The sequence below is a fragment of the Mesorhizobium sp. M1066 genome (assembly GCF_040318635.1).
In the GTDB taxonomy this organism is placed as follows: Bacteria; Pseudomonadota; Alphaproteobacteria; order Rhizobiales; family Rhizobiaceae; genus Mesorhizobium.
On the sequence record NZ_JAMYMR010000026.1, the window covers coordinates 59,936 to 85,890 of the forward strand.

Here is a 25,955-nt window from a genome sequence, read left to right on the forward strand (position 1 = left end):
CTCCCGGAATAGATTTAGCTTCGTGAGACGATGACGGCCAGCGATGCCAATCTGCCTTCGCTCAGGCTGCGGATGTAGTTCTTGCGTCGCTGCACGAATTCGGTGCCGAGCACGATTTCATTGGCCTGCTGTTGCGCAGGCGAAGGAATGATGCCGGAACTGGCCCTTTGCATCGCCAGTTCGACATGTTCGCCGGTCTCGTCGATGACTTCGTCAATATGGAAGCCCGCGTCCGCCAACAGGGTCTTCAGGGTATCCCGGTCAACAAGGTGGCTGGTTTCCGGCGCAACCGCCCAAGGCAAGGGGTAATTTGGCTCGCCGGCAGCCAGCACGGCTTCGGTCCAGATCAGTTTGCCGCCCGACTTCAGAACGCGAAAAGCCTGCCCGATGGCGGCGGCCTTGTCGGCGATGTTCATGCCGACATAGAAGCAGATTGCGGCGTCGAATGTGTTGTCGGCAAAGGGCAGTTTCGCCGCGTCGGCTTCGTGGAATCGAACCTTGTCGCCAAGGCCGCTGAGCGTGGTCAGTCGGCCGGATGCCTCGACAAAGGCTGGTGTGAGGTCGACGCCGTCGACCTGGCAGCCATAGGTGGCGGCCAGGAAGCGCGCCGGGCCGCCAATGCCGCTGCCGATATCGAGGATCCGGTCGGTGGGCGAGGGGGCAAGACGAGCTCCATGGTCTCGCGTGGCGATGAGCTCGCGGCCGTGAAGCTGGTCGAACGGATAGAATTGCGCGGCACTGAGGCCATCGGGTTTTGGGTCGGGGATCGCGGCCAGTATGCGCTCAACGATCCCGTCGCTGCCGTAGTGTTTTGTGACGTCGATCATGGGGCACTCCTCTGGGTACGGAGCATCCACTAACGCCTGGGTTTCGGCAATCCTGACGCTTCTTAGCGTTTCCGGTATCCTGTGCTGCTGTAGCGCTCAAAACCAGGATTGATACTGCCGGCAGCTTGCTTGCGAAGTCTGCTCAGAAGCCGGCCTTCCGGGTAAGCCGACACCCACTGTCTTTGCCGAACGGTTCACCGCTCGTTCAAGATGATCTAACGGAGCAGGCCCTCGTCGTCGAACGCGTCCCAGCCCTTCAACTTAGGCCCGGGAGCGTCATCTCTGGGGTTATTCGCGGCACCGCGAACCTTCTCGCCACCCTTTCCCGCCCGCGTGAGGGCAGCCTTGCCGGCACCGCGTCGCCTGTTCTCTGTAACGTGCTGCGCGTCCTCTTCGCGCCAAAGGCTTGGCAGATCACGATCAAGGATGTCCTCGATGTGCTTGGGATCGAAGACGTGGAAGGTGACGGCCTTGGATCGACCGCGCATCTTTACGGTGCGGGTGCCAATGCTTTGCAGCCGTCCGTCTTTCAGCCACTTGTGGCGCTCACGCGAAGAGATCGCGAGGATGTCCTCGGCCTCGCGCGGCAGGACCGGGAGTACTTCGATGGTTTCCAACATCTTGGCGATCTTGTTCCAGGCGGCCTCGAACTCTTCGGCATCGTCTTCGCGCATCCGCAATGTCATGCGACCAGTCTCGGCTTTGATGTACTTCCTCACCGCCCATGGCAGGCGGGCCCGTATTTCACGCTCGATACCTTTCGTGCGCACCGACGAGCCAAGCGTCGCTGATGGCTGAAGTGGCCACTCGGCAATCAGTGACAACGAGGTGCTCATGCTTTGGCGAGAGCCGCGATCTCGACGCGTCACAATAGCCGCAGCGATGCCGCCAAGAATCTTCCGGGTTCCCGCAAAACGCACCGGCATCTGAGCTAGTCGCTTCCTTGTCGCACCGTTTCTACCGCCAACGAGCCGGCCGGCAGGGCCTTCAACAGCTCCACCTCGGGTTTCGTGAGATAGATCCATGCCGCCCAATCCTCCGGGCTCAGCACCACAATCTGGCGATTGTGGATAGGCGCCACATCCGGCCCGGGTCCAGTCGTCAGCATTGCGAATGTCGGCGGCTTGTTGCCTTCGCCGTCCCGCCACAGTCCGGCGATGGCCATGAACGGGGCGCCGTTGAGGGTGAAGCGATGCTTCGCCTTTGGCGACTTCTTTCCGGTGAATTCGAAGAAAGCTGATGCCGGAATAAGGCAGCGCTTGCTGTTGGCGAAACTCCGTCCGTCCGAGCGAAAGTTGAAGACCGGCCCGCCTTTGGGCCCGGAGGGTGGAAAGGCAAAGGTCATGCGCGTGAGCTCGATCGTCTCGCCGGCGGCGCGCATGATCGGGGCGGGATCACTGATGCGAATGTCGTCTGCCTGCGGCAAATCCAGTTCAGTTTGATGAGAGGGAATGGCGAGCGCCAGCGATTGCATCATTCTGCAATATTCAGCCCAGGCGATATGCTGCTCGTAGTCATTGCACATGGCTGCCCCATCGGTTCGGTCAGTTGCAGAGTAGCCAGATAGGGCGGCTTTGCCCGTAGCGCCATGGATGAGATGGCTGGATGCGTGCCGGTCTGAGTTGAAGACCCTCCGATTGAGGCGACGCGACGCTGACTTGCTCACTGAATTGGTCTCCCACCAAAACGAATTGTCCGAGCGCCATCCCCGGCCCGCGGCATTTCTTTAGTTTCTGCGCGCCGCCATAAGTTGTCACGGTGCCGACCCGCTTCATCAGAGCCTCGGCCTGATGTTTGCTGATGCCGTCTTGCGGGGCGAAGGAATTGACCTCGGAGCCTTCACCGCCAGCAACCTGCCGACGGTCGGCGGCGCCTCGCTCCGACTTGTTGTCTGCCGTTGTCGCTCCCTTCTGCCATGATCCGCGCCCGGTTCTGCGCTTTGCATCTGCTGGGCGACGTGTCGCCGTCACCAAAGGCTCGGCATCCAGAACGACCAAACCGGCCTCTTTCGCGGCAGCGAGAAAAGCTTGGCGGGCGACTTCAACCTGCGGCGGGGTGGTGAGGCGGCCGATGCATGCTTGAAGTGCCGCCCTGTAGCGCTCGCCATGTTCTCAGGCCAGCTGTCCATCATAAAAATTGCGGCCTCGGAGACGCTGACCAAAGTGCGATAAGCGCCTGGTCTTTTCGTCTCGATGATCACCGGCTCAAAGAATGGATCCTGCATTTGGTCTGCCCGGGCCTCGCCAAAGCGAACGAGCCGAGCATGGAACACGGCGAAACAATGGGCCATTGGCGATGCGGACAAATTTCAGCCAAGTCCGCAGGGCGACGACCGGGCAGGTGGCATCAGATGAGCCACAGGCGACCTCCACTTCACGCCACCTGGTCTTGCCGCGCAGCGTAACCAGCACGCCCTTGTCCGGCAATAAATTCAGTCTCGCGGCGACCGTCGCCGGTTAATCGCGCGCAACATCGAGGCCGACGATTTTCGGAGCAGCGCAGCCTCCGGCGAAGCCCAAAAGCAGCATTGTCCGGTCGCTCAGACTGCGCAGTGTGCCGCGGTCGAGCGTTTCCAGCATGGCGAGAAGATAGTCGCGCAGGATGGCTTCCTTTTGTTGGCGAGGTGAAGCGGGTTTGTTGCTGATGCCGGCGAGCACGGTGGCGATATGCCGGTCCTTACAGTCGAAGCCGCTGGCCGCGTTGGGTATAGTTTCCATGTCAAGGACGACAGGCGTCGCTCGATGTTCGACACCGACCTTCCGTCACTGTGTCCGACTCCGAGGCTTGGGCCGTGAGGCGCCTACGCCTCGCTGGCGACAGATGCCTCCACGGAAACCAACGGCGCTTCCAACGTCCAATTGATCCCGTGCGGGCCGTACTCAAGGCTTGCCTTCCCTCCAACCGCCTCAGGCGCAACCCGCTTGAGCACCACTGTTCCAAAGCCGCCCTTTCCGACGGTCTGGACCTTCGGCCCGTCTGTTTCGCTCCAAACGAGGCGGAAGAGCTTCGAGATACCGGAACCCGTCGCGTTCCATTGGACTGAAATCGCGCCCACATCTCCCGAAAGCACGCCGTATTTGGCCGAGTTGGTCGCGAGTTCATGGAAGGCGATCCCGAAATACTGCACCGCGTTGGGGCTGAGGACAATGGATGGTCCCGACATGGAAATGCGCCGTTCATTGCCAAACGGTTTGGCCTGCGTCAGCAGCAGTTCGAAAAGGGTGACGCCCTTCCAGTCTTCTGCGACAAGCAGATCGTGCGAGCGAGACAGGGCCATGATCCGCTCACGCACCTGCCGTTCGAACACCGCGTGGTTTTCGGCGCGCTTGTTGGTCTCCCGGATCATCGAAAGAATAACAGAATACTGGTTTTTGACTCGATGGTTGACCTCCCGCATCAGCATGCGGATTCGATGCTCATTTTCCCTTGACGACGTAATGTCCCGGGCGATCTTCGATGCGCCGATGATATGCCCCGCTGCGTTGCGGACAGGCGAGACCGTCAGCGAGACCGGAACCAGGCTGCCATCCTTCCGCTGGCGGATCGTTTCGTATGTATCGACTGGTTCGCCGCGGCGTATGCGTTCAAGGATGCGGGGTTCCTCGTCCTGGTGATCATCCGGGATCAGCATCGTCACCGACCGGCCTACCGCTTCCTCGGCGGTGTAGCCGAACAGCCGTTCGGCACCGCGATTCCAGGTCTGGATAACGGCGTTCAGATCCTTGCTGACGATCGCGTCGAACGAGGACTCGACGATGGCTGACAAATGGTGCCTGGCCTCCTCGGCGCGCTGGCGGTCGGTAAGGTCGAAGAGCATGTTGACGGCACCGATCAGATTGCCGGCTTCGTCCCGGATCGGTGTGGGATAGGGCTGGAACGGGAAGAAGGACCCATCCGGACGTTGTGCTATGGCCTGCTGGTTGCGCACAGGCCGGTTTTCCTTGAGCGCGATCGCCATCGGGCACTCGTCGTGCGGCAATTCCGTGCCGTCGGGCGTGAACAGCTTGAATGTCACGCACCATTTATCCTTGCCGATCACGGGCTCCCGGCCCGCCATCTCGGCGGCGGCTCGGTTGTAGTAGGTGATGATCCCGTCCGGGTCGGTCGTGTAGATGGCAACCGGAAGGCTGTCGAGGACCTGGTGATAGGTGCTGTCCTGCCGCCTCAGCTCTGTCCGCGCCCGCTCGAGGTCGGTCACATCAACGGTGAAGCACCTTGTGTTGATCAGTTCACCATCCTGGAAATGGCCGCTCGACGTAATTTCGACGTGCTTGATTGATCCATCGCGGGCGCTCAATCGCGCCGGATATCTTGTGATCTTCTCGCCGAGGGTAAGGCGCCCCAAAATGTCCTCGATCACCTCCCGGTCGGGATAGAACTCCGCAATGTGGCGGCCGATATACATCTCCGCAGGATAGCCGAGAAGGTCGAGCTCGGCCTGGTTGGCGTGCAGAATGACGCCGTCTGCGCTTACCAGATGGAGGGCAACGGCGCCGTTCTCGAAGAAATCCTGGTAGTCGAAGTTCCGGCGATCCCGACCGGTCGTTTCCGGGTTCTTGAAGGCGACAACGGTCGCCTGTGGTACTTCATGCATCCCGCACCCCATTTTGTTGTCCAACCAAGCGTAATGCGGCTTGGGACGATTGGTTCCCCTGGATGCGCCTCGCAATATGCCCGTCAGATATCTCCACCCGTCGCCGCACGCGAACTTGATCCTAGCTGGACGTAGGCTCGACTCGTGTTTGATCTACAAACGTGCAATCGTACTCACATGGATAAACCCTTGGTCCTCGTCGTCGACGACGAAGCCTTGATAGCACTGGATGTGGAGTCCGCTCTTTCGGAGGCGGGCTTCGCCGTGGCATTGGCAACGTCATGTTTCGGGGCGGCTCGTTTTCTCGCGGACCATACTCCCGCCGCCGCGGTCCTGGACGTAAGGCTGTCGGACGGCGAGAGCGTTGAAGCGGCAAAAACCTTGGCTGGCCGGGCTGTTCCTTTCGTCGTCTATTCCGGCCTAGGTGTCGAGGAGAGCCACGAAGCATTCTCATTCGGCGTCACAGTGATGAAGCCCGCCGAATCTGCAGAGGTGGTCCGGGTTATCAGAGAGATGATTGCCGGCCAGCAGCCGAGAATGACCGGATAGATGCACCCCTGCTTCAAGCTGGCGGACTCACGTGCGGGGCCGGTCTCAAAGGTGAAGGGCGATAGCCGTTTCGCCCGTCTGCCTGCTGGCCGTTTTGCTTGGGTTCGGGGTACGAAGGCACAGAGCGCGCATTGAGCGTGGCAATACATCAACAAGGTTCCCGCAAGAGGCGGCTCGTATTGTGCATTGCAGCAACCATATGGTTGCATGTGCGTTGTGCACGACTGTGCCATTCCGGCGCGCAAGGACACTGATTTGCCAAGTATATCCGACACGATCGCTCGCCTGAGCGCGCGGCCAGCCGGATCCGGGGGCCGGAAGGACGCTCAGTTGTCCGAAATCACAGGGTTCGGGTCCAATCCTGGGGCCTTGCGTGCGTGGTTTTATCTTCCGGAGAATCTAATCCGGCAGGCGGCGCTGGTCGTTGTGCTGCATGGCTGCACCCAGAATGCGGCCAGCTATGATCATGGCTCCGGCTGGACCGAGCTCGCCGCCAAGCATGATTTTGCCGTGCTTTTCCCCGAGCAGCAGCGCGCCAACAACGCCAATCTTTGCTTCAACTGGTTTGTGCCAGGCGATATCAGCCGCGACAGCGGCGAGGCACTTTCCATCCGCCAGATGATCGAGGCGGTAGTCGTTACGCATGGTATTGATCGCAAGAGGATCTTTATCACAGGTCTGTCCGCAGGGGGCGCCATGGCGGCGGTGATGCTGGCAAACTATCCCGAACTGTTTGCCGGCGGCGCCATCATTGCCGGGCTTGCCTATGGCACTGCCTCGACCATCCCCGAAGCCTTCGCCCGCATGCGCGGCCATGGCGGTCCGTCCCGAACCGACCTCCAGCGCCTGTTGCGGGCAGCCTCGCCGCACAACGGCCCGTGGCCGCGGCTTTCGCTGTGGCAGGGCTCGGCCGACACGACCGTCGTGCCAGCGAATGCGGACGCGGTGCTGGCGCAGTGGCAAAGCGTGCACAACCTCAGCGAAAAGCCAACACGCATAGAGAAGATAGACGGCCAGACGCGGAAGATCTGGTCCGACAGCAAAGGGCGCGACGTGGTCGAGACGTTCACCATTGCCGGGATGGGGCATGGAACGCCACTGCAAACTGGCGGCGGCGATGGTCTCGGCAAAGCAGGGCCTTTCATGCTGGATGTTGGGATTTCCTCGACACGCCACATCGCCCGCTTCTGGGAATTGATGAAGCCCGTTGTGCGACGCAAAGGCAAAGCCGACGTCGCTTCAGCCGCCGCGTTGCAGTTCCTTGCACCAATGGAAAAACCGCGGGCGGTCCGTATCGATCCCACGCCGGAGCGAGCCAAAGCGCGTGGCCCGGCGAGCGGGATTTCCAAGGTCATCGAAGATGCGCTGCGCGCGGCGGGATTGATGCGCTAAATTGTTGTGGTGGAGGAGCTTTTGTGGCCCTGCCCGGGCCGCCTCTGGTCGTTGAAGTTCCGCCGGGCCTGGCTTTCAAGCTCGGTTTGGCGAGCGGAAGCCGCGCTGCGGCGGAATCCTGGAGCGGTGCGTGGCCATCTTGGGCGGATATCTCTGGGCCGGTCGCTATATCAAGAGATATGGCCAAAAGACCGACGAGATCAACATAGCAATAGCCCCCGAAGCTTGCTCTGAGTCTCGACTCCGCTAACATCGAAGTCGCCGGCAAGATCGCTTATCCCTCCGTTCGCGCTCGCGCTCCAGCTTCGAACTGCATATTTCTGCATATTAATGTCTCGGATCCTCTTTCGGTCTGGACCCCTTGTCAGCCGACGCTAAATCAAAACAATGCGACGCTTACTTCTAGGCCTTACAGCCTTCCTCATCTGCACGAGGTGGCTTCAGGCCGAAGCCTGGAAGCCCTTCGGGATCCGCAGCTTGGCTTCACATTCGATATCCCTCCAGGCTTCGCCCTGACGCAGCATTCGCATCAGGGGGCGGCCTTTCGGGGCCCAAGGGATGCGTTTCTGGTCGTTTGGGGCGCGCGACTGGGCAAAGCCAGTTTTCGCGCCGAGATCGAGCATCGCATGATCGAGGACGAAAAGGCCGGTTGGCGACTGACCTATCGGCGCATAGCCCCCGCATGGGCGAGCTACTCCGGTGTCAAGAATGGGGAGATTCGCTATGTCCGCGCAATTATGGTGTGCGACGAGCGGGCCGCACTTTTCACAATGAACTATAGGCAATCGGAAAAGGAACCGTATGATCCTATTGTCGTGGGTATGGTCCGGTCTCTGAAAGCACAAGGCTGCTCATGAGGTTCTGGGGTGGCGAGGAAATTCGCGCCACAACGGTTTACAGTGCCGCGGCATGGCTCGTGATCGCGTATCGGTGGAATATCCGGCGCGTGCTTCGGCGCAGGTGAGGGGACCTAACTCCCTGGCATGTTTCGCCAGGGCAAAGAAAATCCGAAGGGAAATCCATAGCGCCAAATCATCTCGCGACGCAGCCTGGCCCTCGCAAGGATAAGGCCAGCCTCACGCAAGAGGCTGCCGCCAAAAACCCGGATAAACGAATGATTGGAATCGAGACCAGATGCACGGTGATGGTGACACGATAGACTTGCAGCCGCGGCCGGAAGGCGGTCTTGGAGCGCCGTTCGTGTCACTTTGGACGACGCTGATCGGGGGGCCGCCCGGTCCGTCGCCGAGAACAGTGCCCAGGTGCGAGCCACCAGTCCAACGAATCCGAACGCGATTTCCAACTATCCCGGGCAGGTTTGCGCCTCGCCCCGTGCAATGCGGCGGCTGATGGAACATCGTGAATGTCGCGCCGTTTAAAAATCTTGGAGGTGGCCGCATGCACCTTGTCCAAATCCTGCTTCCTCGTTCCGACAACGCGGGAGAGCCCTTCGCCAAGGAAGACTTCGAGCGTCTGAAGCAAGAACTCGCCGATACCTTCGAAGGTGTCACTGCGTATCTTCGGGCGCCCGCGGAAGGGGTGTGGAGGCAGGGAAAAGAGTCCGACATGGACGAGATCGTCATCTTCGAGGTGATGACGGCAGAAGTCGATCTGCCCGATTGGCGAAGGCGCCGAGCGGAGTTGGAGCGCCGTTTCCGGCAGGACGAGATCATTATCCGCTACCTACCAATGGCATTGGTCTAAGCAGCCTGAGAGGTTCAGATGCCTCTGGTTGGTCAACGTGTTTGCCACGTCCGTCCCGGACGGAACAGCAACCGCGGCATTCGACGAAATCTGAAATGGGTTGTTAACATAGTTAATTGCGAGCCTCTGCGACCTGCGCAATTGGATGCAGTAGCTTTTCAGGAGAGCGGCATACCGGGTTGCTGAGACGATCAGTAAGGGCGCGGTGTCGTGCCAAGTCGCAAAGCGGGAGCGCTTGGCTGCGCGCTTTAGAACGGCTTAGCTGGGGAGGATGGATTTGCCGAGCGAAACTGGGCTTGATGCCAGTGCCGCTGTTCCGAAGCTTCCGGCAGCGATGATCAGCGAAGGCCTGATTGGTATGGGCCATCCATCCCTGTGACCGCAGCCTGGCAAGGCTTCATCCGCGATCTGGGCTGCCCGAAGCCGAGCACTCACGCTTGCCGGGCAGTTCAACTGATCAGCATGTAGACTATCGAGAGGGGCAGCTTATACTTCGGCCCTCATGTTGCAAGTCACGCATGTCACAGGTTAGAAGTCGTCTCAACGGCCGGCGTCAAAGGTTGGCCGGAATGGCTATCCAAGGTCAGATTGTTGGCCGGCCAGTGACGACGTATCCTGCGACTCGGTCATTTGCCTTTTCTTGCCGCCGATCGGTTCTGGCCGGTCGGCGCGGTTGTCCTCGCGTCTTTCGAATGCGCCGCTATTGCCGGACCCGCGCCAGTCGCTTTGCGCATATCGCCGTTACCCGCTGGACCGGACTTCTTGCCTAGCACTCTTGAAACGAGCGTACTTAGATAGCCCATTGATACTTCCCGTTGAGATGCATGCAGTGCCAGACTTCGCCTAATGCGGACTACTACGCGTTTTCGGCCGCCATGTTGACAGCCGATTCAGCGAGTTGTGTCAGCGCCTCGTCAGTCGCTTTCTCCTCTCCAAGCGTTAAATTGAGGAGAGAAACCGCTTCTTCAAGCCCGAGTTCGGAGGCCCAGGTCTTCAGTGTGCCATAGCGTGAGATTTCGTAGTGCTCCACAGCCTGGGCCGCAGCCAGCAGGCCGGCGTCCAGGGCAGGTGCCCCCTTATATTCTTCCATGATCTCGGCACCTTCCTCGGTGATGCCCACAATAGCTGCACACGTCTTACCCTGCGGCTTCTTGCCGATCACCTCGAAAACCTCTTCGAGGCGGGCAACGTGTTCCTTCGTTTCGTCGCGGTGCTTTTCGAACGCCGCCTTCAAACCCGGGCTTCGAGCGGCCTTCGCCATTTTCGGCAGCGTCGCAAGAATCTTCTTTTCGGCGAAATAGATGTCCTTCAACGTGTCGTGGAAAAGTTCGTTCAGGCCCTTCGGTGAAGCCTTCTTAGCGGTTGCCATCCTATGTTCTCCCATTCGCGCTCAAAACGAGGCAGGATAGCAACTCGATGAGGGGCAACTGGTTCCGGAGGGCGTTCTCTGATTGCAGTGAGATTGCGGCACCGCTGTATTCAGGACGCTTTCACGCTCAAGCCCAGTCTCCCAGCACCGCCGCCGATGCTCATATGGTCCTGATGCCGGTGCAACGGTGGAACTCTCAGCACGGGTGGTGGGGGTACAGCCGGCAACCCGACAGTGTGCGCGAAGAAGGTCCACGTCGCAGTCGATCCGCTTCGTCATAGGTCAGACCCTCTATGTCGTCGTGACGATAGCTTGCCAAAGGGTCTTCCGCATTTGCACATGTTAGACAGCCATCATCAATTCTCATGTACCGCAGAATGTCTGTAGGACGCGTTCATCCGGGCGTGGCGGGTCCGCGTAGCGCTCCATCCCCGGCTGCTCATCGAAGGGCCGGCTGATGACCCTCAGAATCTCCTCGAAAGGTTCGAAGTCGCCACCCAGCGCCGCCTTGATCATCGCCTCGATTCGATGGTTGCGAGGGATGAATTTGGGATTGGCGGCATGCATGGCGGCCCGGCGCGTGGCCGTGTCGGCTGCTTCGCTTGCGATGCGCTCGCGCCACCGCGCCGACCAGACATCGAATGCGCCTGGATCCTGAAACAACTGCCGCGCCGTGCCTTGGCCGTCCGCAGCGTCGAGGTCCTCGCCCAGACGCCGAAAGCCGAGCGTAAAGTCCGCTTCGCCGCGAGCTAGTACATCCAGAAAATCGGCAGCGAGTTGCAAGTCGCCTTCCGCCTCGGTCAGCAATCCGAGCTTTCTGCGGAAGCCGCGCTGCAACACAGTCTCATAGGAGGACTGGAAAGACCCAAGCACCTCTTCGGCTTCAGAGACGGCTTCATTCTCGTCCGTGCTCATGAGCGGCAGCAGAGTCTCGGCAAAGCGTGCAAGGTTCCATGTCGCGACATGGGGCTGGTTGGCATAGGCATAGCGGCCGACGCGGTCGATCGAACTGAACACCGCGCTCGGGTCATAGACGTCCATGAAGGCGCATGGGCCATAGTCGATCGTTTCGCCCGAGATCGCCATGTTGTCGGTGTTCATGACGCCATGGATGAAGCCGACCAGCATCCAGCGCGCCACCAGATCGGCCTGTGCAGCGACAACGGCCTCCAGCAAAGCGCGGTACGGCCGCGCTTGCCCCGCCAGCAGCGGGAAGTGGCGCTGAATGGCATAGTCGGCGAGGATCTTGAGACCCGCGGTGTCGTGGCGCGCAGCGAAATATTGGAAGGTGCCTATCCGGATATGGCTGGCCGCCACTCTTGTCAAAACAGCGCCGGGCAGCCGGACCTCGCGATAGACCGGGTCCCCGGTGAGCACTGCCGCCAGGCCTCGCGTCGTCGGAATGCCCAGCGCGGCCATTGCTTCGCTGACGACGTACTCGCGCAGGACCGGGCCGAGGGCTGCGCGGCCGTCGCCGTTGCGCGAAAACCGCGTCGGTCCCGATCCCTTCAGCTGGATGTCACGGCGAATGCCGTTGACGTCCACCACTTCGCCAAGCAGCAGAGCGCGCCCGTCGCCGAGCTGAGGCACGAAGTTTCCGAACTGGTGACCTGCATAGGCCAGGGCGATTGCTTGCAAGCCTGCCGGAAATCTGTCGCCAGCGAGCATATCCACTCCGTCCGGGCTGGTAAGCTGGTCGGCATCGAGCCCGAGTTCCTTGGCAAGGGGCCTGTTGAACCGGATCAGCCGGGGTTCGGACACCGGCTTCGGATCTGTCTGCGCGAAGAATCGCTCCGGCAGTTGCGCATAGCTGTTGCTGAGGACGGGAAGCCGCATCTGAATCGCTTGGGGTTGTTCAGCGGTCGCAGGTGACGTCATGACAATCTGGCTCTGGAACGGGAGGGACCCAACAGCTCCGGTTTCGAGGAGCCTGTCTTCATTTGTGGATATAGGGACGCAACTTCGCTGGTACCATCCGGGTCCATCAGGCCGGCACCGGATAGAAAGCTGGGAACCACCCGCCTAAATCGAGTTCGGGCTCCCATGTGACGACAGGCAACACCGGCAGGCTGACCCCTTCTGCTGTCTCGATCACCGACAGGCCTTGCGAATCCATTCTGCCGTTGTCCATGACGACGATCTTGTCGGCCATCGTCATAGCCGTACGGACGGCATGCCCTTCGCCGTGCCGCCCGCGCCGCCCGCGGGGCTGATGCGACCGGCCGGACTCGGGCAAAAGGCGTCTTACCTGCAGGGAGAAATCTGGCTTTGCGCGTGCCGTTGCCGAACGCGCGACCTACATGGACGCCGGTCAGATTTTCCAGGAAGGCCGTCATGACAGCTTGTTCGCCAGTCCCCAACGCCCGGACCAAGCTGTTTCAGAGCCAGATACCAAACACTAGATCAAGCGCAGTGCGCCTCACCAACAAGCCACCTGAGGTCCGTCCGCGCAATGTCGCTACACGGTTGACGAGCGGCTATTTATTATGGCCACTCTTCGGTCTACCAGGCGTCTCCAAAGATCCGGCCTCTGGGGAATGGAACTTACTGCCTTCAGTGGGCTTTCGGATGCGTCCCGTCGGAGAGCGATGTGGAGAAGTTGATGCGGAACCTTATCATGCCCTTCGCGGTACTTGCCCTAGCCGCGTGCCAATCGGCTCCTGAACCGCCGCAACCCGCCGCTATCGAACCTGCTACCATTCCCTCCCGACCCGCCTTGGATCCTACCGTTGTTCCGCCTAGCCCGGCAATCATGGATCAATCCGTGACAATCACTCCTCCTTCAAAGGGCGTTCCAACAAAGTACGCTGCTTTTTCGGGCAATTGGGCCGGACGATTGGAAGGCACATATGAAGGTAAACTGGCTGTTCAATCTGTTTCCTCGAACGGAAAGGTGACCGTAACTTACGCGTGGGGAATTCTGGGCGATAACAACCCGGGAGAGGCCGCAGGCGAGGGAAAAATTGTAGGGACTACGTTGAAGCTGGGGCGCCTCCCGAATGGCGCGGACGTCAGTTTTATGATGATGCCCGACGGTACGCTGACAGGAACCCATACGCTCGCCGGCCAGACCTACACGGGCATGTTCATCAGGCAATGATCAAAGAAGATACGGTCGCGCTCCCGCGGTTTTCATTCGAGCGAGATCAGGTCATCGGGGACGATCATGTTGAAGGCCGAGCAGTTCGTCGCCGGATTGGCCCTCAATCTTCTCGCGTCGGCGTCACACTGTTCTGGTTCCAGGCCTATGTGGCCGCCGATCAGCCGCCGACCCTCAGGGGCTTTACCAGGTCCAATCCCTATCTGTCGGACATTCCGGTCCTGAGGCCGGTGCTGTTTTCGGAGCGCCTGCTGACCTATACCAGCCCCATCCCGCCCTTCCTGGTCTGGTTCTTCCTCTACAGAACCAAATTCGGTCTTGAAGTGCGCTGTGTCGGCGAAAGCCCGAAGGCACTCGACGTGAAGGGACTGAATGTCGGCCTGAGGCAGTGCCTCGCGATCATGTTCGGCAGCATGATGTCCGGCTTCGGCGGTGCTTTCTGATGCTCGGCTATTCGGACAAATTCGTTCCCGACCTTATTGCCGGGCGAGGCTGGCTGGTGGTCGTCGCGATCATTGCCGGCAACTGGATGCCGTTGCGGGTGTCGGCGCGATCTTCATCTTCGCATTTCTGGAGGCGTTGGGCATCCATGTACAAGTGGTGGGGATACCTGTTCCCCACCAGATATTCCTCGTACTGCCCTATGTGGCGTCGCTGTCCTGCTCGCCGGTCTGCGCTCGCGCACGCATCAGCCAGTCGCGCTTGGCATACCTTACAACAGGGAATAGCCCGCGAAACAAACTCCAAGCGTCTGTTGCTCAGCTCGCCGGGCGGAAGGGCTTTGCAAGCAAGGCTGGGAAGTGCAGCACAAGCATTTGGTGGTTTCGCGAGATGAGGACCAGCACGATGATTGTGGCCAGACAGGGCAGGGCCGACAGCAGCTCGGACGGTACTTCCAGCCCGAGCGCCTGTCCTTGCAGCTGCAGGATTGTCATGCCGACCGCCATGTGGCGAACACCACCAGCGCAAGTGCTATCCAACCCTGGCGGCTGACGGCTTGGGCGATGACGCATTTGCGGGCAACTTAGATCGACGAATATCACTGGAGCGAGTGGACGGGGGCGGGAGCCAAACACCGTGAGCGCACCGTCAGATCTTCCGGCTGGCCAGCAGCCTTGTCAGCCAGTCCGGATTCATTTCCGGAACAGAGGACAAAAGCCGTTCGGTATAGGCCGCGTGCGGTGGCGTGAGAACTTCGCTCTTCAATCCCTGCTCGACGACTTTGCCGCGGTGCATCACGACGATTTCGTCGGCTATCGCGCGCACGGTAGCAATGTCATGGGTAATGAAGATGTAGCTCATTCCGAGTTCACGTTGGAGACGTATGAGAAGCTTGAGAATTTCCTCTTGCACAATCTGGTCGAGCGCGGACGTGATCTCGTCGCAGATGATAAGCTCCGGATCGGCAGCCAACGCCCGAGCAATGCAGACGCGCTGTTTTTGGCCACCCGACAGCTCGCCAGGCAGGCGTTCCAGAAAATCTTCGCTCATCTCGACCATGTGCATAAGTTCGCCGATCCGGCGATCCTTCCGCGCGCCCTTGAGGCCGAGGTAGAATTCGAGCGGCCGAGCTATGACTTCTTCGACCGTTTGGCGCGGATTCAGGGCGTTGTCGGGCATTTGATAAATCATCTGTATGCGGCGCAGGACCTCCTTCGGCCGCGTCTTCAGGCTCGTGGAAAGAAGCTGGCCGGCAAAAGAAATCGAACCTGAAATTGGCGGCAAAAGGCCGGTGACGACTCGAGCGAGCGTCGATTTCCCCGAACCGGATTCGCCGACCACAGCCACAGTTCTTCCGCGCGGAACCTTGATGGAGACATCCTGGAGCACCTTGACCTTTCCTGCATAGGCCGCGGTAACGGTGTCTATCGTCAGCAGATAGTCATCGGCTGGAACTTCGGGCTTGGCGAGCTTGCGTACGGCCCAGAGCGTTTTTGTATATTCCTGGCTGGGCGAGGCCAGCATCTGGCGCGTGTCAGCCTCCTCCACGGTTCGTCCGTGGCGCAGAACCATGATGCGATCCGCCATTTGCGCCACCACCGCCAGGTCATGCGTCACGTAGATTGCAGCGGTGCTGAATTCCTCCACGATGTTGCGAATGGAAGCTAAAACTTCAACCTGCGTGGTTACGTCGAGCGCCGTTGTTGGCTCGTCGAATATTATAAGGTCCGGACGACAAGCCATTGCCATCGCTGTCATTGCCCGTTGCAACTGCCCCCCGGAGACCTGATGAGGATAGCGAAAGCCTATGGTCTCCGGTTCTGGGAGTTGAAGGCGTCGATAAAGATCGACGGCGCTCCGGTTCGCCTCTTCCCGGCCGGCAATTCCATGCGCCACCGCGGTTTCGACGGTTTGTTCCAAGAGCCGATGTGCCGGATTGAAAGAGGCAGCCGCGCTTTGCGCGACATAGGCAATGCGGGAGCCCCTGAGGCGACGGCGCCCTTTTTCATTGACTGCCAGAAGATCAATCCCGTCGAACAGGACCGAGCCTTGCGTGATCCGGCAGCCCGGCTTGGCATAACCCATCGCGGCAAGGCCAATGGTGGACTTGCCGGCGCCTGACTCTCCGATCAGCCCAAGAACCTGGCCCCGCTTCAGCGTCAGATCGACCCCGTGGACAATGGGATGCCACCGCTCATCCGAGAACCCCTCCACATGCAGATTGCGGATTTGAAGCAGATCCTTTCCTTTTTCGCGTGGGCCTGGGCCGCTACTTTTCATCCCGCAACCCGCTTGTTGCGTGCAGGAACCAGTCCACAACGAAATTCACGGACACGGTAAGGAGAGCAATCGCGCCGGCCGGAAGTAGCGGCGTGACATCGCCATAGGTGATCAGTGTCGCGTTCTCGCGCACCATTGATCCCCAATCGGCCGTCGGGGGCTGAATACCGACGCCGAGAAACGACAGCGCCGCGACTGTCAGGAACACGAAGCAGAATCGCAAGCCGAACTCGGCGACCAGTGGCGGCATGACATTGGGAAGAATTTCCTTGGCGATGATCCATTTCGGTCCCTCGCCGCGCAATCGCGCCACCTCGACATATTCCATCACGGCCACGTTAAGCCCCACGGCGCGAGAAAGACGAAAAACCCGGGTGGAATCGAGAAGCGCAATGATGACAATCAGGCTGGTGATCGACGAGCCGAAGATCGACAGCAGCACCAGCGCGAAGATCAGACTAGGGATAGACATCAGCACGTCCACCGCACGCGACAAGATCTGGTCGAGCCACCCCCTGTACAATGCGGCAAGGAGGCCGAGCGAGACGCCTACCGCGAAGGACAGCAACGTGGTCGCGACCGCGATAGCGATGGTGTTGCGGGCACCGTAGATCAAGCGGGTGAGCATGTCGCGGCCGAGCTGATCTGTTCCCAATTTGAACTCCTGGCTCCACGGCGCGAAGGCTTCGCTGAAAACCTGCGTCTCGCCATACGGGGCTATCCAGTGCGCGAAGGCCGCAACAAAGACGTAGCCGAGGATCACGACGATGCCGAACCATGCACTGAACGGTGCCTTCTTCAGCGCAGTTTTCGCCCGGGTGGCACGCGAGCGCCTCAGCCTCTGAACCGCCGCGACGGATTCGGATCTGGTCATCGTGGGTGCAAGAGCCTGGGATTGGTGGCGATGGAAATAATATCGGCTAACAAGTTGAGAAGGATGTATGTCGCGGCAAAAATCAGGGCACAGGCCTGGACAACCGGAACATCCCTGGATTTCACCGCGTCGACCATCAGCTGGCCGATGCCGGGGTAGACGAACACGACCTCGACCACGACCACTCCGACGATAAGATACGCCAGATTGAACGCCACCACAGTGACGATCGGAGCCCAGGCATTGGGCAGGGCATGCCTCAGCACGATCACCATCGGGGACATTCCCTTGAGGCGCGCCATATCGATGTACGGGCTTGCCAGCATGTTGATGATGGCCGCTCGGGTCATGCGCATCATGTGGGCCACGATTACGAGCGTAAGGGTGATTGTCGGCAGGGCCACTTTCCAGACATGCTCCCAAAACGGCGTCTGGTCGTTCACATTCGACAATGTCGGAAACTTGGGAACCGCATTGAGCGCCCAGTTCAGCGAGACAGTGAGCCAATAAGGCAGCGTTTGAGCGAAATCGGATCCGATGAACGTGTCGCGCGAGATCACTAGGTAGGCGAGCATATAGGCGACGAAAAATTCCGGGAATGAAATGGTCGTGAGCGTCGCGACATTCACCAGCCGGTCGAACCAGCCGTTGCGGTACAGCGCAGCCAGTATGCCAAGCCCCAAGGCCAGAGGAACAGCTATCAGCGCAGTCACCGCTGCAAGGAACATCGTGTTGTAGAGGCGTGGTGCGATGATCTCGGCCACGGTACGCCGATATCCGGTGCGGCTCGCAAACGAAGAGCCGAAATCACCATGGAGCATCTGGGCGACCCAAGCGAAGTAGCGCTCGACAGGCGGACGATCGATGCCGATTTCCCGCTGGAACGCGGCGACCGTTTCGGGCGTCGCCGATTGCCCAAGCGTGGCCTTGGCGAAGTCGCCTGGAAGCATTGCGATCGCAGAGAAGATGATGATGGACACGATGAACAAAGTGACGAGGCCGAGCCCCAGGCGCTGCAGGACCGTTCTTGCGACGGGGTTCATGTGCGTGACGTTTCCCTTTGCACTCGGCCGGCCGGAGTCTCACAACCATCGCGGCTCCGGCCCGCCATCTCATGCCGTGGCGATCCACCAGCGTTCGGCCATTTTAAGTCCATCGTTTTCCCAGTTGGGCGCCACATCGCCGTGTGCGAGCTTTTTAGATTGGGCGCTGACGAAATTGTTGAAGACCAGCACGATGCTGCCGCCGTCATCGTGGGTTAACTGCTGCATCTCGGCATACATCGCCGCTCGTTTGGCCTCGTCCGTCTCGGCGCGCGCCTGGACAAGCAATTCGTTGAAGTGGGGATTTTTCCAGAACGTTTCATTCCAGCTGGACTCCGCGGCGAAGGCTTGCGTGAACATCCAGTCGGCCGTCGCCCGACCGCTCCAATAGGAAGCGCACCAGGGTTTCTTCAGCCAGACATTGTCCCAATAAGCGTCCTCGGCCTCACGCACGACATTGACGTCGATGCCGCATTGGGCTGCCGTTTCGCGAATGAGCGAAGCCGCGTCCACCGCCCCCGCAAAAGCGGCATCGGCCACCGAGAGGTCCACCTTCAGGTTCTCCATCCCGGCCTTTTTCAGGTAGTGCCTGGCTTTTTCCGGATCGAAGCTGTGTTGCGGTTGCGGATCCTTGGCGAATTTGATCGCTGGCGCGATCGGGTTGTCGTTAGCCACGGTGGCGTGGCCGAGAAAGATCTTGTCGACGATTTCTTGGCGATTGATCGCCCATTTCAATGCCATTCGCACGTCCGGATTATCAAACGGCGCCATCGTGACATTCATCGGCAAGGTATAATGGCCATAGCCGGTGACCTCGACGATCTCCACCTTGGGATTGCGTTTCAACATGCCCAGGGTCTTGAGGTCGGCGCGGCCGATATAGTCAACCTCCCCTGTCGATAGCGCGGCCATCCGAGCGGCGAGATCGGTGATGGCGATGAACTCCACCTCGTCGAGATAGGGTTTGCCGTTTTTGAAGTAGTTCGGATTGCGCTTGAGTTTTGCCGAAACTCCGGGCTGGAAATTCTCAAGCACGAAAGCACCGGTGCGAACGCCCGACCCCCAATCCGCTTTGCCGTCCTTGGCCGGCATGATGACAAGATGGTAGTCACTCATAATGTAGGGGAAGTCGGCGTTGCCGCTCTTGAGCGTAAAGACAACCGTTTCCGGGCCATCCGCCTTGATGCTTGCGACGGGCTCAAGCAGCGGCTTCGCCGCCGATTTGGTTTCCTCGCCCATATGATAGCGCAGCGAAGTCACGACGTCGTCCGCCGTCACATTCTTGCCGTTGTGGAAAGTTGCGCCTTTGCGCAGCTTGAAGGCCCAGGTTTTGGCCCCATCCGAAGATTCAAAGCTCTCGGCGAGGTCCGGTTGGACATTGCCTTTGGCGTCGACCTCAGTGAGGCTGTTGGACAGCGAGCCCGAAAATGCGGTTTGTGTGAACGTGTCGGGGTAGCCGGCCGGATCGATCGAATCCGTCGTCGCGCCGTGAGCCATGCCGAGCTTGGCGAAGCCGCCCTGCATCGGTTCGGCCCGCGCCGTGCTCACGAACAGCCGGTCGGCGGCGGCAACGGTCAGGCCCGCGGCCAGCCCAAGATGAATGAAGTCGCGGCGGGAAACCTTGCCGCCCCCGATCAGGCTTTGCGCGATACCAAGCTTGTATTCAGATTCTGACATTTGACTCTCCCATTGCGGAGTTCTCCGCGTTATTTCTTGTCAAGCACCTGCGAACAGATCTGCTGGTTGGCGACGACCACCTTTCTTTCGAATTTCCAATCCCAATCGATCTGCGCCTGTCAGGCCGTCACATAGATGCCGCCGGCTTCAACGGTGACTGGGAATGTGCGCGCGCGAACGGACGGATCGACCAAGGCCGCGCCTGACTTGATGTCGAACTCCCAGCCGTGCCAGGCGCATCGAACGATCTCGTTTTCGCGATGATAGATGAATTGCGCCTGTTCAACGGGCGCGGTTGTGCCGCATTGCGGCCCCTCGCAAAGCGGAGCGCCGCGGTGCGGACAGACATTCAGCAGCGCGTGGAATGAATCTCCGATGCGGAAAATCCCAACCGAAAGGCTGCGGATCTTGGCGATGAAGGGAGACCCTGTTTCGATCTCGTCGATGCGGCAGATATATGTCTTCTCGGGCATCCTATGCTTCCTCAGGCGGCATTCGCGGCTTGCGCGCGGGGAATGCGTTTGTAGACTTCCAGCGCGTTCAGCCCCATGATCTTGCCCTTCCAAGCAGGAGGGATCTGCAGCGTGTTGGCATCGTCGTAATCCCAGTGCGGATAGTCCGATGCAAACATCAGCGTGTTTTCGCCGTCCATCGCTTCGAGCGTGGACCAGAGATGTTGGATGTTTTCAGGCTGCTCCAGCGGCTGCGTGGAAAAGCGGATGTTGCGCCGGCAATATTCAGACGGCAGCATCTTCAGCCATGGCGTCTCCTTGCGCAGCGCTTTGTAGTCGGCGTCCAGGCGCCAAAGGACCGACGGAACCCAGGCGACGCCGCACTCGATGATCACGAAGTAGAGGTCCGGCCATTTCTCGAAGACGCCATGGGCGATCATGCTTGCCACGTGCGACATTGCCGACATGTGCAGAATGGCGTGTGTCTCCCAGAAGAATGTCGTCGGGGCAGGCGCAATGGCGGTTGAATTCACGCCGCCATGCCCGCCCAGATGTATGGCGAATGGCAAGCCTACTTCCGCGCAGGCTTCGTAGATCGGGTGGTAAAACGGGTCGCCGTACGGCTTGACGGAACCCTGGGAAGCGAGAACCTGGACCATGCGTGGATGGCTGCCAAGGCGGCGTATCTCGGCGGCGGCGAGCTTCGGATCCTGTGGCGCGATGATGATCGAGCCCATGAAACGATCGTCTTTCGGCAACCACTGATCGATCTGATAATCGTTGTAGGCGCTGACCAGAGCGCTGGCGTAGTAAGGGTTAGCCAGGGTCGACGCCTCGATAGGCTCATCGCCGGTCAGGATCGCCACGTCGACTTTGTATTTGTCGAGGTGCTTCTCTTTCATGATGAGATAGTTGTCGGCTTCCGTTTTCGGACGGATGTCCTTGCGGGAGAAGTCCTGCGGGTGGAACCAGGGCCGATGGCCATGCGGAAAAGCGCCAACGGGACCTGTTTTTTCGCCCTCTATGAACATGTCTCTCCACAAGCCGGAGAGATAGGGCTCCAACACAGTGGCGCTTGACCAGTAATTATGACAGTCGCAGTCGACTATGAACACTTGTTCCGCTCCGTAACCTTGCCCGGCGGCGCTGTCGGCCGCTGATCTGGTGGAGCTTCCGCCTTGAGTATTGTTTGATCAAGCTTATGATACGTGGAATATGATCGAGTTTTTCGATTGAGGATTTCATGCAACTTGATCACATCGAGACCTTTCTCGACATTATCGAATCGAGAAACTTCAATCGCACCGCGGATCGGCTAGGGTTGACCCAGTCGACGATCAGCACCCGCATTAAGAACCTCGAGAGCGCAATCGGGTCCGAACTGTTCCAGCGCGGACGCGCCGGGGCGGAGCCGACCGCCGCAGGGCGCCGGTTCGAAGCTTATGCAAGATCCTTGCTGTCCACATGGTCGCAGGCTCGCCACGATGTCCGGGCGTTCAATCGTTTCGAAGGCACCTTGCGCGTCGCCGCGCAGGTCGGGATGACCCGCTCGGTTTTGCCGGGTTGGGTGGAGACGCTGTGTCAGGCTCTTCCCAAATCGTCGATCCATGTCGAGTCGGATTATTCAAACCAGATGGTCAGCGACCTAAGCATGGGAAATCTCGACATCGCAGTGCTTTACGCTCCGCGATACCTACCCGAAATCTCCTATGAGCATTTGATGGTTGAGGAATATGTGATGGTTTCCACGGTGGCCAGAACCCTCTCCGAGGTCGATCCCGAAACCTACATTCGTCCGGGCTATACGGTCCTGCTGGAGAAGGCCCATGCCGAATTGCTCGGCGAGTTGGCGATCTGTCGCCTTTCCATGGGATCGGAAACCTTGGCGGAGATGATGCTACGGCGCACGGGCGGCACCTGCTATATGAGAAGTGACGATGCGCGCAGGTTCGCCCTCGAACGCCCATCGTTCATCGTCGAAGGCGCTCCGACGCTGCATCAGCCGGTACACACGGCCATCCTGGCGCGCCGCAAACACGAACCGATAATCCGCAAGGGCATCCGCGCCCTTCACGTTGCCGTGATGTCACTGGATATGTAATCGAAATAATCGATCATAACTTGGGAGGGATGCTTCTGTTGCGGGGGGCCTGGAACTGGCATCTTGGCTCGACTTCAAACCGAGATGAATGATGAACGCACACGTTTCCTTTGGGGCCCCCGACCTCCTCCCGATGAGGCGTCATCGGCAATGGGCACAAACCACATCGCAGCTTGTACTCTGCCGTCGTGTAATCGAGGAAACGCCCGATGTGAAAACCTTCGTTTTCACATCCCCGACGGATCGGATGTTCTGCTTCAGCGCGGGCCAGTATGTGCTCGTGCACCTCAAGATCGAGGGTGCCGCGGTGACGCGCTCCTACTCTGTTTCGTCACCACCGACGCGACCGCTCGACCTGCAGATCACGGTGAAGCGAACACCGGGCGGCCTGGTTTCGAATTGGCTCCACGACAATTTGGGGGCGGGCGACGAGATCGAGATCGAAGGGCCGCTCGGCTCATTCAATCTCGATGACCTGCCATATGAAAAGCCGCTCTTCCTTTCGGGCGGCAGCGGGATAACGCCGGTGATGTCCATGCTGCGTGCGCTTACCGACCGCGCGGCCGACCAGGATATCTCATTCGTTCATAGTGCCAGAACGCCTGGTGACATAATCTTTCGACGGGAATTGGACGCACTTGCCTCTCGCTTTCCCAACGTAAAAGTAACGTGCGTTTGTAGCCAGGAAGATCCCACCTGGAGGGGGCCGACTGGCAGAATAGACAGTCAGCTGCTGCTGACCCTCATTCCCGATCTCCACAACCGCACTATCTTTGCCTGCGGCCCTGAAGCGTACATGAAAGCCGCACGTGCCTGCCTGGATGCGATTGGCGTGGCTCCGTCGCGGTACCACCAGGAGAGCTTCGGCGGCGTCAGCAGCCCTCAGTTGGAACCGGCCTCGACAATACCATCTTCGGTCCGTTTCGTCCGCTCCGGGATCGTGCATAACTGCTTGTCCGGAGAGACGCTGCTGGAGGCGGCACGCCAATGTGGCGTCTACGTCCCAACCGCCTGCCAGCAGGGAGTTTGCGGCACATGCCGCATTGCCAAGCTGTCCGGCGAAGTCGCCATGGAGGATCTCGGCGGGCTGTCCCCTGAAGAGAAGTCGGCCGGCTATGTCCTGGCATGCTGCAGCCACCCTCAAGGCGCGGTTTCGGTTGATCTTTAACCCGCGCGGTTTGAGCATAGCCGAACGTGTCGGCTTCGAAGGACCCGACCAACTTCAGCCTCAGGCACGTTCCGCTCACCTGAATGCCATCGTTTGCAAACTGTTCGCCACAGCATTCAATTCGCACTCCGGTACTCGTACGACGCACTCTCATCGGGGTTCGGGAATCGCCCCCAGCGGCTCACGCGTAGATGATGACGATTTCAAAATCCGCGTTCTTCTTTTCGACATCCGCCAATAGCCGTTGCAGGCCGGCGCGGCCTTCAAGGTTCAAGCCGCTGCGACCCGCGTCCTCGTATGTGGCCACGATGTCGTAGTTCATCGCATCCGCGAATTCACGGATTGCACCCTTCTGATTGCCGATCGAATAGCTCTGGTGGTCAGTGGACATTCGCAGTATTGAGCTGCGCGCACGCGTTGTGCGTCTACAGCAGGCCGAAGGACCGTGTGCGCCTGTTCCACCATTCAGCGCTTACAAAGGCAGATTGAACGTCCGCTGGAACCGCCAACCCTAGCGGTGTGAGGCTTCAAATCCCGTTACACGTTGATCGACACTTTGTATCGAATGAGACTTGTTGCCATAAGACGAGCAGCCCGGAAAATAGCAGGTAGGGCTTCTATCAACACCCGAGAAACCATGTCTTTTACCGTGAGGGCTCGTGCCCCCGTTCCGCCGCATTGCGGCCGCAGGTGGCAAGCCATAGGGATATAAGGCCTTCAAGGGAGACTTCACATGAACTTTCACAAAGCCATTGCCGCCATATTGATGGCCGCTGCGCTGGCAGGGTGCGCGCAGACCGAAGGCCAGCAGCGGGCCGGAACTGGCGCTCTGATCGGCGGCGCTGGCGGCGCCCTCGTCGGTCAGGCCATCGGCGGCAACACCGAAAGCACGCTCATCGGCGCTGCCGGCGGCGCCCTGCTCGGCGCCGTCGTCGGCTCCGCCACTACGCCGCAACGGCGCGGCGAACAGATGTGCCGCTACCAGGACCGCCGCGGCCGCATCTACACGGCACCGTGCGACGACAGGTACTACAACGGCGATTATTGAGCAGAGGGTAGTCTGCTCATCCACTGTCCTAAGTGGGAAATGGGAACGGAAGCTCCACGGTGCGTAGTAGCCCTGGTCGTACATTTGTCTGATCGCGCCGCCGGAGGCGGCGCTACGTTGTCATCTTTTGCCCATAACATCGGGCTACCAGCAGGGACGGCGGGGGGCTGGAGGTCGTTATGACTGAGAGCCTTGCCGGCGCCCTGAAGAATCGTGGCAAACAGGCAGCAAAGCGGCTGCTTGGCTACGATTCCCGCAACTGGCTGCGTATCCGCCAGATCGAGGCGTTCACCCTCTTTCTCGAAGCCAGCAACCGTAAATCCTCCGACGTGATCGAGATTTCGCCCGGCTGGAACCGCTATTGGCGTACGATGTGCTCCAACTACCGCTCGGTTGATTTCCCCGCCTTCGACATCTGCAAGGATCGCACCGACGAGCAGTATTCGATCGTCATCGCCGACCAGGTGCTGGAACATGTCCAGCGTCCGCAGGCGGCGGTGCAGAATATCCACGCCATGACCCGACCCGGCGGTTGGGCGATGGTGGCGACGCCCTTCCTGTTTCGCGTGCACGCCAGACCGCACGACTACAACAGATGGACGCCCGCCGGCCTCAAACAGCTGATGGTCGAGGGTGGGTTCCCCGAAGCCAACGTCAAGGTCCACGGCTGGGGCAACAAGGCCTGCGCGAGGGCCCATATCGGTGGCCCTGTTCGCGCCTACGGCCTGTGGCGGGATCTCAGTAGCGATGAGGAATACCCGCTGATGTGAACTGACCCCTTAAAGTTGGACAGTTTAAGGTGCCGGCAGATTTAAGGGCTGGGTTCTGTATTGCACAGGGCTCAGCCCTTTCAGTTTCAGTTTGATGCGATCATGATTGTAGTAGTGGATGTAATCCTCGATGCTGGCCTTGAGGCTCTGAACGTTCTCGAAGGTATTGGGGTAGAAGAGCTCGGATTTGAGTGTTGCGAAGAAGCTCTCGATAGGTGCGTTGTCGAGGCAATTGCCTTTGCGTGACATGCTCTGGGCAATGCCTCGTGCCTGGAGCCTGCGCTGGTAGGCAGGCGTCTGATACTGCCATCCCTGATCGGAGTGTAGGATGGGGCGTTGGGTTTGGTCGAGCCGGTCCAGCGCTCTGGCGAGCATATTTTCCACCAGCTTGAAGAGCGGTCGCCTTGCGGTCTCGAAGGCGATGATCTCGCCGTTATAAAGGTCCATGACCGGTGAGAGATAGAGTTTGTCGCCCGCCAGATTGAACTCCGTCACATCGGTCACCCATTTATGGTTGGCGCTGTCAGCGTTGAACTGGCGTTGAATGAGATCGGGAGCCGTCCTTC

The 25,955-nt window shown here is 59.6% G+C and carries 27 protein-coding genes and 2 pseudogenes; 9 read left to right on the top strand and 20 right to left on the bottom strand.

Annotation, left to right across the window (positions count from 1 at the left end; genetic code table 11):
* Positions 1-14: 14 nt before the first annotated feature.
* The 7 genes and pseudogenes from NKH52_RS25465 to NKH52_RS25495 form a co-directional block, all read right to left on the bottom strand.
* Positions 15-827, bottom strand: coding sequence for a class I SAM-dependent methyltransferase (locus tag NKH52_RS25465; RefSeq protein ID WP_352734968.1), 813 nt, complete (start codon positions 825-827; stop codon positions 15-17).
* Between the two features lie 215 nt (positions 828-1,042).
* Positions 1,043-1,753, bottom strand: coding sequence for a hypothetical protein (locus NKH52_RS25470; RefSeq protein ID WP_352734970.1), 711 nt, complete (start codon positions 1,751-1,753; stop codon positions 1,043-1,045).
* A 5-nt stretch (positions 1,754-1,758) separates the two neighbouring features.
* The gene (locus NKH52_RS25475) at positions 1,759-2,352 is read right to left on the bottom strand and encodes an SOS response-associated peptidase (RefSeq protein WP_352734972.1); all 594 of its coding nucleotides are present in this window, start codon (positions 2,350-2,352) and stop codon (positions 1,759-1,761) included.
* Between the two features lie 19 nt (positions 2,353-2,371).
* Positions 2,372-2,824, bottom strand: a complete 453-nt coding sequence (locus NKH52_RS25480) for a hypothetical protein (protein ID WP_352735015.1) — start codon at positions 2,822-2,824, stop codon at positions 2,372-2,374.
* Between the two features lie 6 nt (positions 2,825-2,830).
* Positions 2,831-2,923 (bottom strand): annotated as a pseudogene (locus NKH52_RS35525) (DUF982 domain-containing protein); the annotation flags it as partial.
* 360 nt (positions 2,924-3,283) lie between these two features.
* Entirely contained in the window at positions 3,284-3,544 is a 261-nt protein-coding gene (locus NKH52_RS35530) for a hypothetical protein (protein WP_502908112.1), read from the bottom strand.
* 83 nt (positions 3,545-3,627) lie between these two features.
* On the bottom strand, positions 3,628-5,421 hold the full coding sequence (locus NKH52_RS25495; RefSeq protein WP_352734974.1) for a PAS domain S-box protein: 1,794 nt from the start codon (positions 5,419-5,421) through the stop codon (positions 3,628-3,630).
* Positions 5,422-5,610: 189 nt separating this feature from the next.
* On the opposite strand from NKH52_RS25495, the gene NKH52_RS25500 reads away from it, so the two are divergent.
* Positions 5,611-5,970, top strand: coding sequence for a response regulator (locus NKH52_RS25500; protein ID WP_352734976.1), 360 nt, complete (start codon positions 5,611-5,613; stop codon positions 5,968-5,970).
* Positions 5,971-6,225: 255 nt separating this feature from the next.
* Positions 6,226-7,362 (top strand): extracellular catalytic domain type 1 short-chain-length polyhydroxyalkanoate depolymerase, encoded by a 1,137-nt coding sequence (locus NKH52_RS25505; RefSeq protein WP_502908113.1) that lies wholly within the window; start codon positions 6,226-6,228, stop codon positions 7,360-7,362.
* A gap of 440 nt (positions 7,363-7,802) precedes the next feature.
* On the opposite strand, the gene NKH52_RS25510 is transcribed toward NKH52_RS25505, so the two are convergent.
* The gene (locus NKH52_RS25510; RefSeq protein ID WP_352734978.1) at positions 7,803-7,985 is read right to left on the bottom strand and encodes a hypothetical protein; all 183 of its coding nucleotides are present in this window, start codon (positions 7,983-7,985) and stop codon (positions 7,803-7,805) included.
* A 775-nt stretch (positions 7,986-8,760) separates the two neighbouring features.
* On the opposite strand from NKH52_RS25510, the gene NKH52_RS25515 reads away from it, so the two are divergent.
* Entirely contained in the window at positions 8,761-9,066 is a 306-nt protein-coding gene (locus NKH52_RS25515; protein ID WP_352734980.1) for a hypothetical protein, read from the top strand.
* Positions 9,067-9,922: 856 nt separating this feature from the next.
* Here the strand turns inward: NKH52_RS25515 and NKH52_RS25520 are convergent.
* The 3 genes from NKH52_RS25520 to NKH52_RS25530 all read right to left on the bottom strand — a co-directional run bounded on the left by NKH52_RS25520 (position 9,923) and on the right by NKH52_RS25530 (position 12,587).
* On the bottom strand, positions 9,923-10,435 hold the full coding sequence (locus NKH52_RS25520; protein ID WP_352734982.1) for a YciE/YciF ferroxidase family protein: 513 nt from the start codon (positions 10,433-10,435) through the stop codon (positions 9,923-9,925).
* 363 nt (positions 10,436-10,798) lie between these two features.
* Complete coding sequence (locus NKH52_RS25525) at positions 10,799-12,313, bottom strand: protein adenylyltransferase SelO (RefSeq protein WP_502908114.1); 1,515 nt, start codon at positions 12,311-12,313, stop codon at positions 10,799-10,801.
* Positions 12,314-12,419: 106 nt separating this feature from the next.
* Positions 12,420-12,587, bottom strand: coding sequence for a hypothetical protein (locus tag NKH52_RS25530; RefSeq protein WP_352734985.1), 168 nt, complete (start codon positions 12,585-12,587; stop codon positions 12,420-12,422).
* 612 nt (positions 12,588-13,199) lie between these two features.
* Between NKH52_RS25530 and NKH52_RS25535 the strand changes: the two genes are divergently transcribed.
* Entirely contained in the window at positions 13,200-13,535 is a 336-nt protein-coding gene (locus NKH52_RS25535) for a hypothetical protein (RefSeq protein ID WP_352734987.1), read from the top strand.
* A gap of 149 nt (positions 13,536-13,684) precedes the next feature.
* Complete coding sequence (locus NKH52_RS25540; RefSeq protein ID WP_352734989.1) at positions 13,685-13,978, top strand: ABC transporter permease subunit; 294 nt, start codon at positions 13,685-13,687, stop codon at positions 13,976-13,978.
* Positions 13,979-14,293: 315 nt separating this feature from the next.
* Here NKH52_RS25540 and NKH52_RS25545 read toward each other — a convergent pair.
* From NKH52_RS25545 to NKH52_RS25575, 7 genes and pseudogenes are all read right to left on the bottom strand, one after another.
* Positions 14,294-14,520 (bottom strand): annotated as a pseudogene (locus NKH52_RS25545) (ABC transporter permease); the annotation flags it as partial.
* 104 nt (positions 14,521-14,624) lie between these two features.
* Positions 14,625-16,256 (bottom strand): ABC transporter ATP-binding protein, encoded by a 1,632-nt coding sequence (locus NKH52_RS25550; protein ID WP_352734990.1) that lies wholly within the window; start codon positions 16,254-16,256, stop codon positions 14,625-14,627.
* Complete coding sequence (locus NKH52_RS25555) at positions 16,246-17,019, bottom strand: ABC transporter permease (protein ID WP_352734991.1); 774 nt, start codon at positions 17,017-17,019, stop codon at positions 16,246-16,248. Before NKH52_RS25555 ends, NKH52_RS25550 begins: the two co-directional genes overlap by 11 nt.
* A gap of 107 nt (positions 17,020-17,126) precedes the next feature.
* Positions 17,127-18,173 carry an ABC transporter permease gene (locus NKH52_RS25560; protein WP_352734993.1) on the bottom strand — a complete coding sequence of 349 codons (1,047 nt, stop codon included), beginning with the start codon at positions 18,171-18,173 and terminating at the stop codon, positions 17,127-17,129.
* Positions 18,174-18,242: 69 nt separating this feature from the next.
* A complete protein-coding gene (locus NKH52_RS25565; RefSeq protein WP_352734995.1) occupies positions 18,243-19,850 on the bottom strand; it encodes an ABC transporter substrate-binding protein in 1,608 nt (535 codons plus the stop codon).
* 119 nt (positions 19,851-19,969) lie between these two features.
* On the bottom strand, positions 19,970-20,323 hold the full coding sequence (locus NKH52_RS25570; RefSeq protein ID WP_352734997.1) for a Rieske (2Fe-2S) protein: 354 nt from the start codon (positions 20,321-20,323) through the stop codon (positions 19,970-19,972).
* 11 nt (positions 20,324-20,334) lie between these two features.
* A complete protein-coding gene (locus NKH52_RS25575; RefSeq protein WP_352734998.1) occupies positions 20,335-21,417 on the bottom strand; it encodes an amidohydrolase family protein in 1,083 nt (360 codons plus the stop codon).
* 128 nt (positions 21,418-21,545) lie between these two features.
* Between NKH52_RS25575 and NKH52_RS25580 the strand changes: the two genes are divergently transcribed.
* A complete protein-coding gene (locus tag NKH52_RS25580) occupies positions 21,546-22,403 on the top strand; it encodes a LysR family transcriptional regulator (RefSeq protein ID WP_023809366.1) in 858 nt (285 codons plus the stop codon).
* 211 nt (positions 22,404-22,614) lie between these two features.
* Complete coding sequence (locus NKH52_RS25585; RefSeq protein ID WP_352735000.1) at positions 22,615-23,571, top strand: FAD-binding oxidoreductase; 957 nt, start codon at positions 22,615-22,617, stop codon at positions 23,569-23,571.
* 181 nt (positions 23,572-23,752) lie between these two features.
* Here NKH52_RS25585 and NKH52_RS25590 read toward each other — a convergent pair whose 3' ends face one another.
* Entirely contained in the window at positions 23,753-23,962 is a 210-nt protein-coding gene (locus tag NKH52_RS25590) for a recombinase family protein (protein WP_352735001.1), read from the bottom strand.
* A gap of 342 nt (positions 23,963-24,304) precedes the next feature.
* Here NKH52_RS25590 and NKH52_RS25595 point away from each other — a divergent pair, with 342 nt between their 5' ends.
* Together NKH52_RS25595 and NKH52_RS25600 are read left to right on the top strand one after the other, a co-directional pair.
* Positions 24,305-24,619, top strand: a complete 315-nt coding sequence (locus tag NKH52_RS25595; RefSeq protein ID WP_352735003.1) for a YMGG-like glycine zipper-containing protein — start codon at positions 24,305-24,307, stop codon at positions 24,617-24,619.
* 179 nt (positions 24,620-24,798) lie between these two features.
* Positions 24,799-25,389: a class I SAM-dependent methyltransferase gene (locus NKH52_RS25600; RefSeq protein ID WP_352735005.1), complete on the top strand. Its 591-nt coding sequence runs from the start codon at positions 24,799-24,801 to the stop codon at positions 25,387-25,389.
* Positions 25,390-25,413: 24 nt separating this feature from the next.
* On the opposite strand, the gene NKH52_RS25605 is transcribed toward NKH52_RS25600, so the two are convergent.
* Positions 25,414-25,955: IS3 family transposase (locus NKH52_RS25605; RefSeq protein ID WP_352968039.1), on the bottom strand; the 542-nt coding region annotated here is incomplete at its 5' end.

What these genes read in the sequence shown, in the direction of transcription:
- NKH52_RS25465 (WP_352734968.1), bottom strand. Translation starts at nt 827, where the DNA reads ATGATCGACGTCACAAAACACTACGGCAGCGACGGGATCGTTGAGCGC.
- NKH52_RS25470 (WP_352734970.1), bottom strand. Translation starts at nt 1,753, where the DNA reads ATGCCGGTGCGTTTTGCGGGAACCCGGAAGATTCTTGGCGGCATCGCT.
- NKH52_RS25475 (WP_352734972.1), bottom strand. Translation starts at nt 2,352, where the DNA reads ATGTGCAATGACTACGAGCAGCATATCGCCTGGGCTGAATATTGCAGA.
- NKH52_RS35530 (WP_502908112.1), bottom strand. Translation starts at nt 3,544, where the DNA reads ATGGAAACTATACCCAACGCGGCCAGCGGCTTCGACTGTAAGGACCGG.
- NKH52_RS25495 (WP_352734974.1), bottom strand. Translation starts at nt 5,421, where the DNA reads ATGCATGAAGTACCACAGGCGACCGTTGTCGCCTTCAAGAACCCGGAA.
- NKH52_RS25510 (WP_352734978.1), bottom strand. Translation starts at nt 7,985, where the DNA reads ATGCTCGATCTCGGCGCGAAAACTGGCTTTGCCCAGTCGCGCGCCCCA.
- NKH52_RS25515 (WP_352734980.1), top strand. Translation starts at nt 8,761, where the DNA reads ATGCACCTTGTCCAAATCCTGCTTCCTCGTTCCGACAACGCGGGAGAG.
- NKH52_RS25520 (WP_352734982.1), bottom strand. Translation starts at nt 10,435, where the DNA reads ATGGCAACCGCTAAGAAGGCTTCACCGAAGGGCCTGAACGAACTTTTC.
- NKH52_RS25525 (WP_502908114.1), bottom strand. Translation starts at nt 12,313, where the DNA reads ATGACGTCACCTGCGACCGCTGAACAACCCCAAGCGATTCAGATGCGG.
- NKH52_RS25530 (WP_352734985.1), bottom strand. Translation starts at nt 12,587, where the DNA reads ATGGCCGACAAGATCGTCGTCATGGACAACGGCAGAATGGATTCGCAA.
- NKH52_RS25550 (WP_352734990.1), bottom strand. Translation starts at nt 16,256, where the DNA reads ATGAAAAGTAGCGGCCCAGGCCCACGCGAAAAAGGAAAGGATCTGCTT.
- NKH52_RS25560 (WP_352734993.1), bottom strand. Translation starts at nt 18,173, where the DNA reads ATGAACCCCGTCGCAAGAACGGTCCTGCAGCGCCTGGGGCTCGGCCTC.
- NKH52_RS25565 (WP_352734995.1), bottom strand. Translation starts at nt 19,850, where the DNA reads ATGTCAGAATCTGAATACAAGCTTGGTATCGCGCAAAGCCTGATCGGG.
- NKH52_RS25570 (WP_352734997.1), bottom strand. Translation starts at nt 20,323, where the DNA reads ATGCCCGAGAAGACATATATCTGCCGCATCGACGAGATCGAAACAGGG.
- NKH52_RS25580 (WP_023809366.1), top strand. Translation starts at nt 21,546, where the DNA reads ATGCAACTTGATCACATCGAGACCTTTCTCGACATTATCGAATCGAGA.
- NKH52_RS25590 (WP_352735001.1), bottom strand. Translation starts at nt 23,962, where the DNA reads ATGTCCACTGACCACCAGAGCTATTCGATCGGCAATCAGAAGGGTGCA.
- NKH52_RS25595 (WP_352735003.1), top strand. Translation starts at nt 24,305, where the DNA reads ATGAACTTTCACAAAGCCATTGCCGCCATATTGATGGCCGCTGCGCTG.
- NKH52_RS25600 (WP_352735005.1), top strand. Translation starts at nt 24,799, where the DNA reads ATGACTGAGAGCCTTGCCGGCGCCCTGAAGAATCGTGGCAAACAGGCA.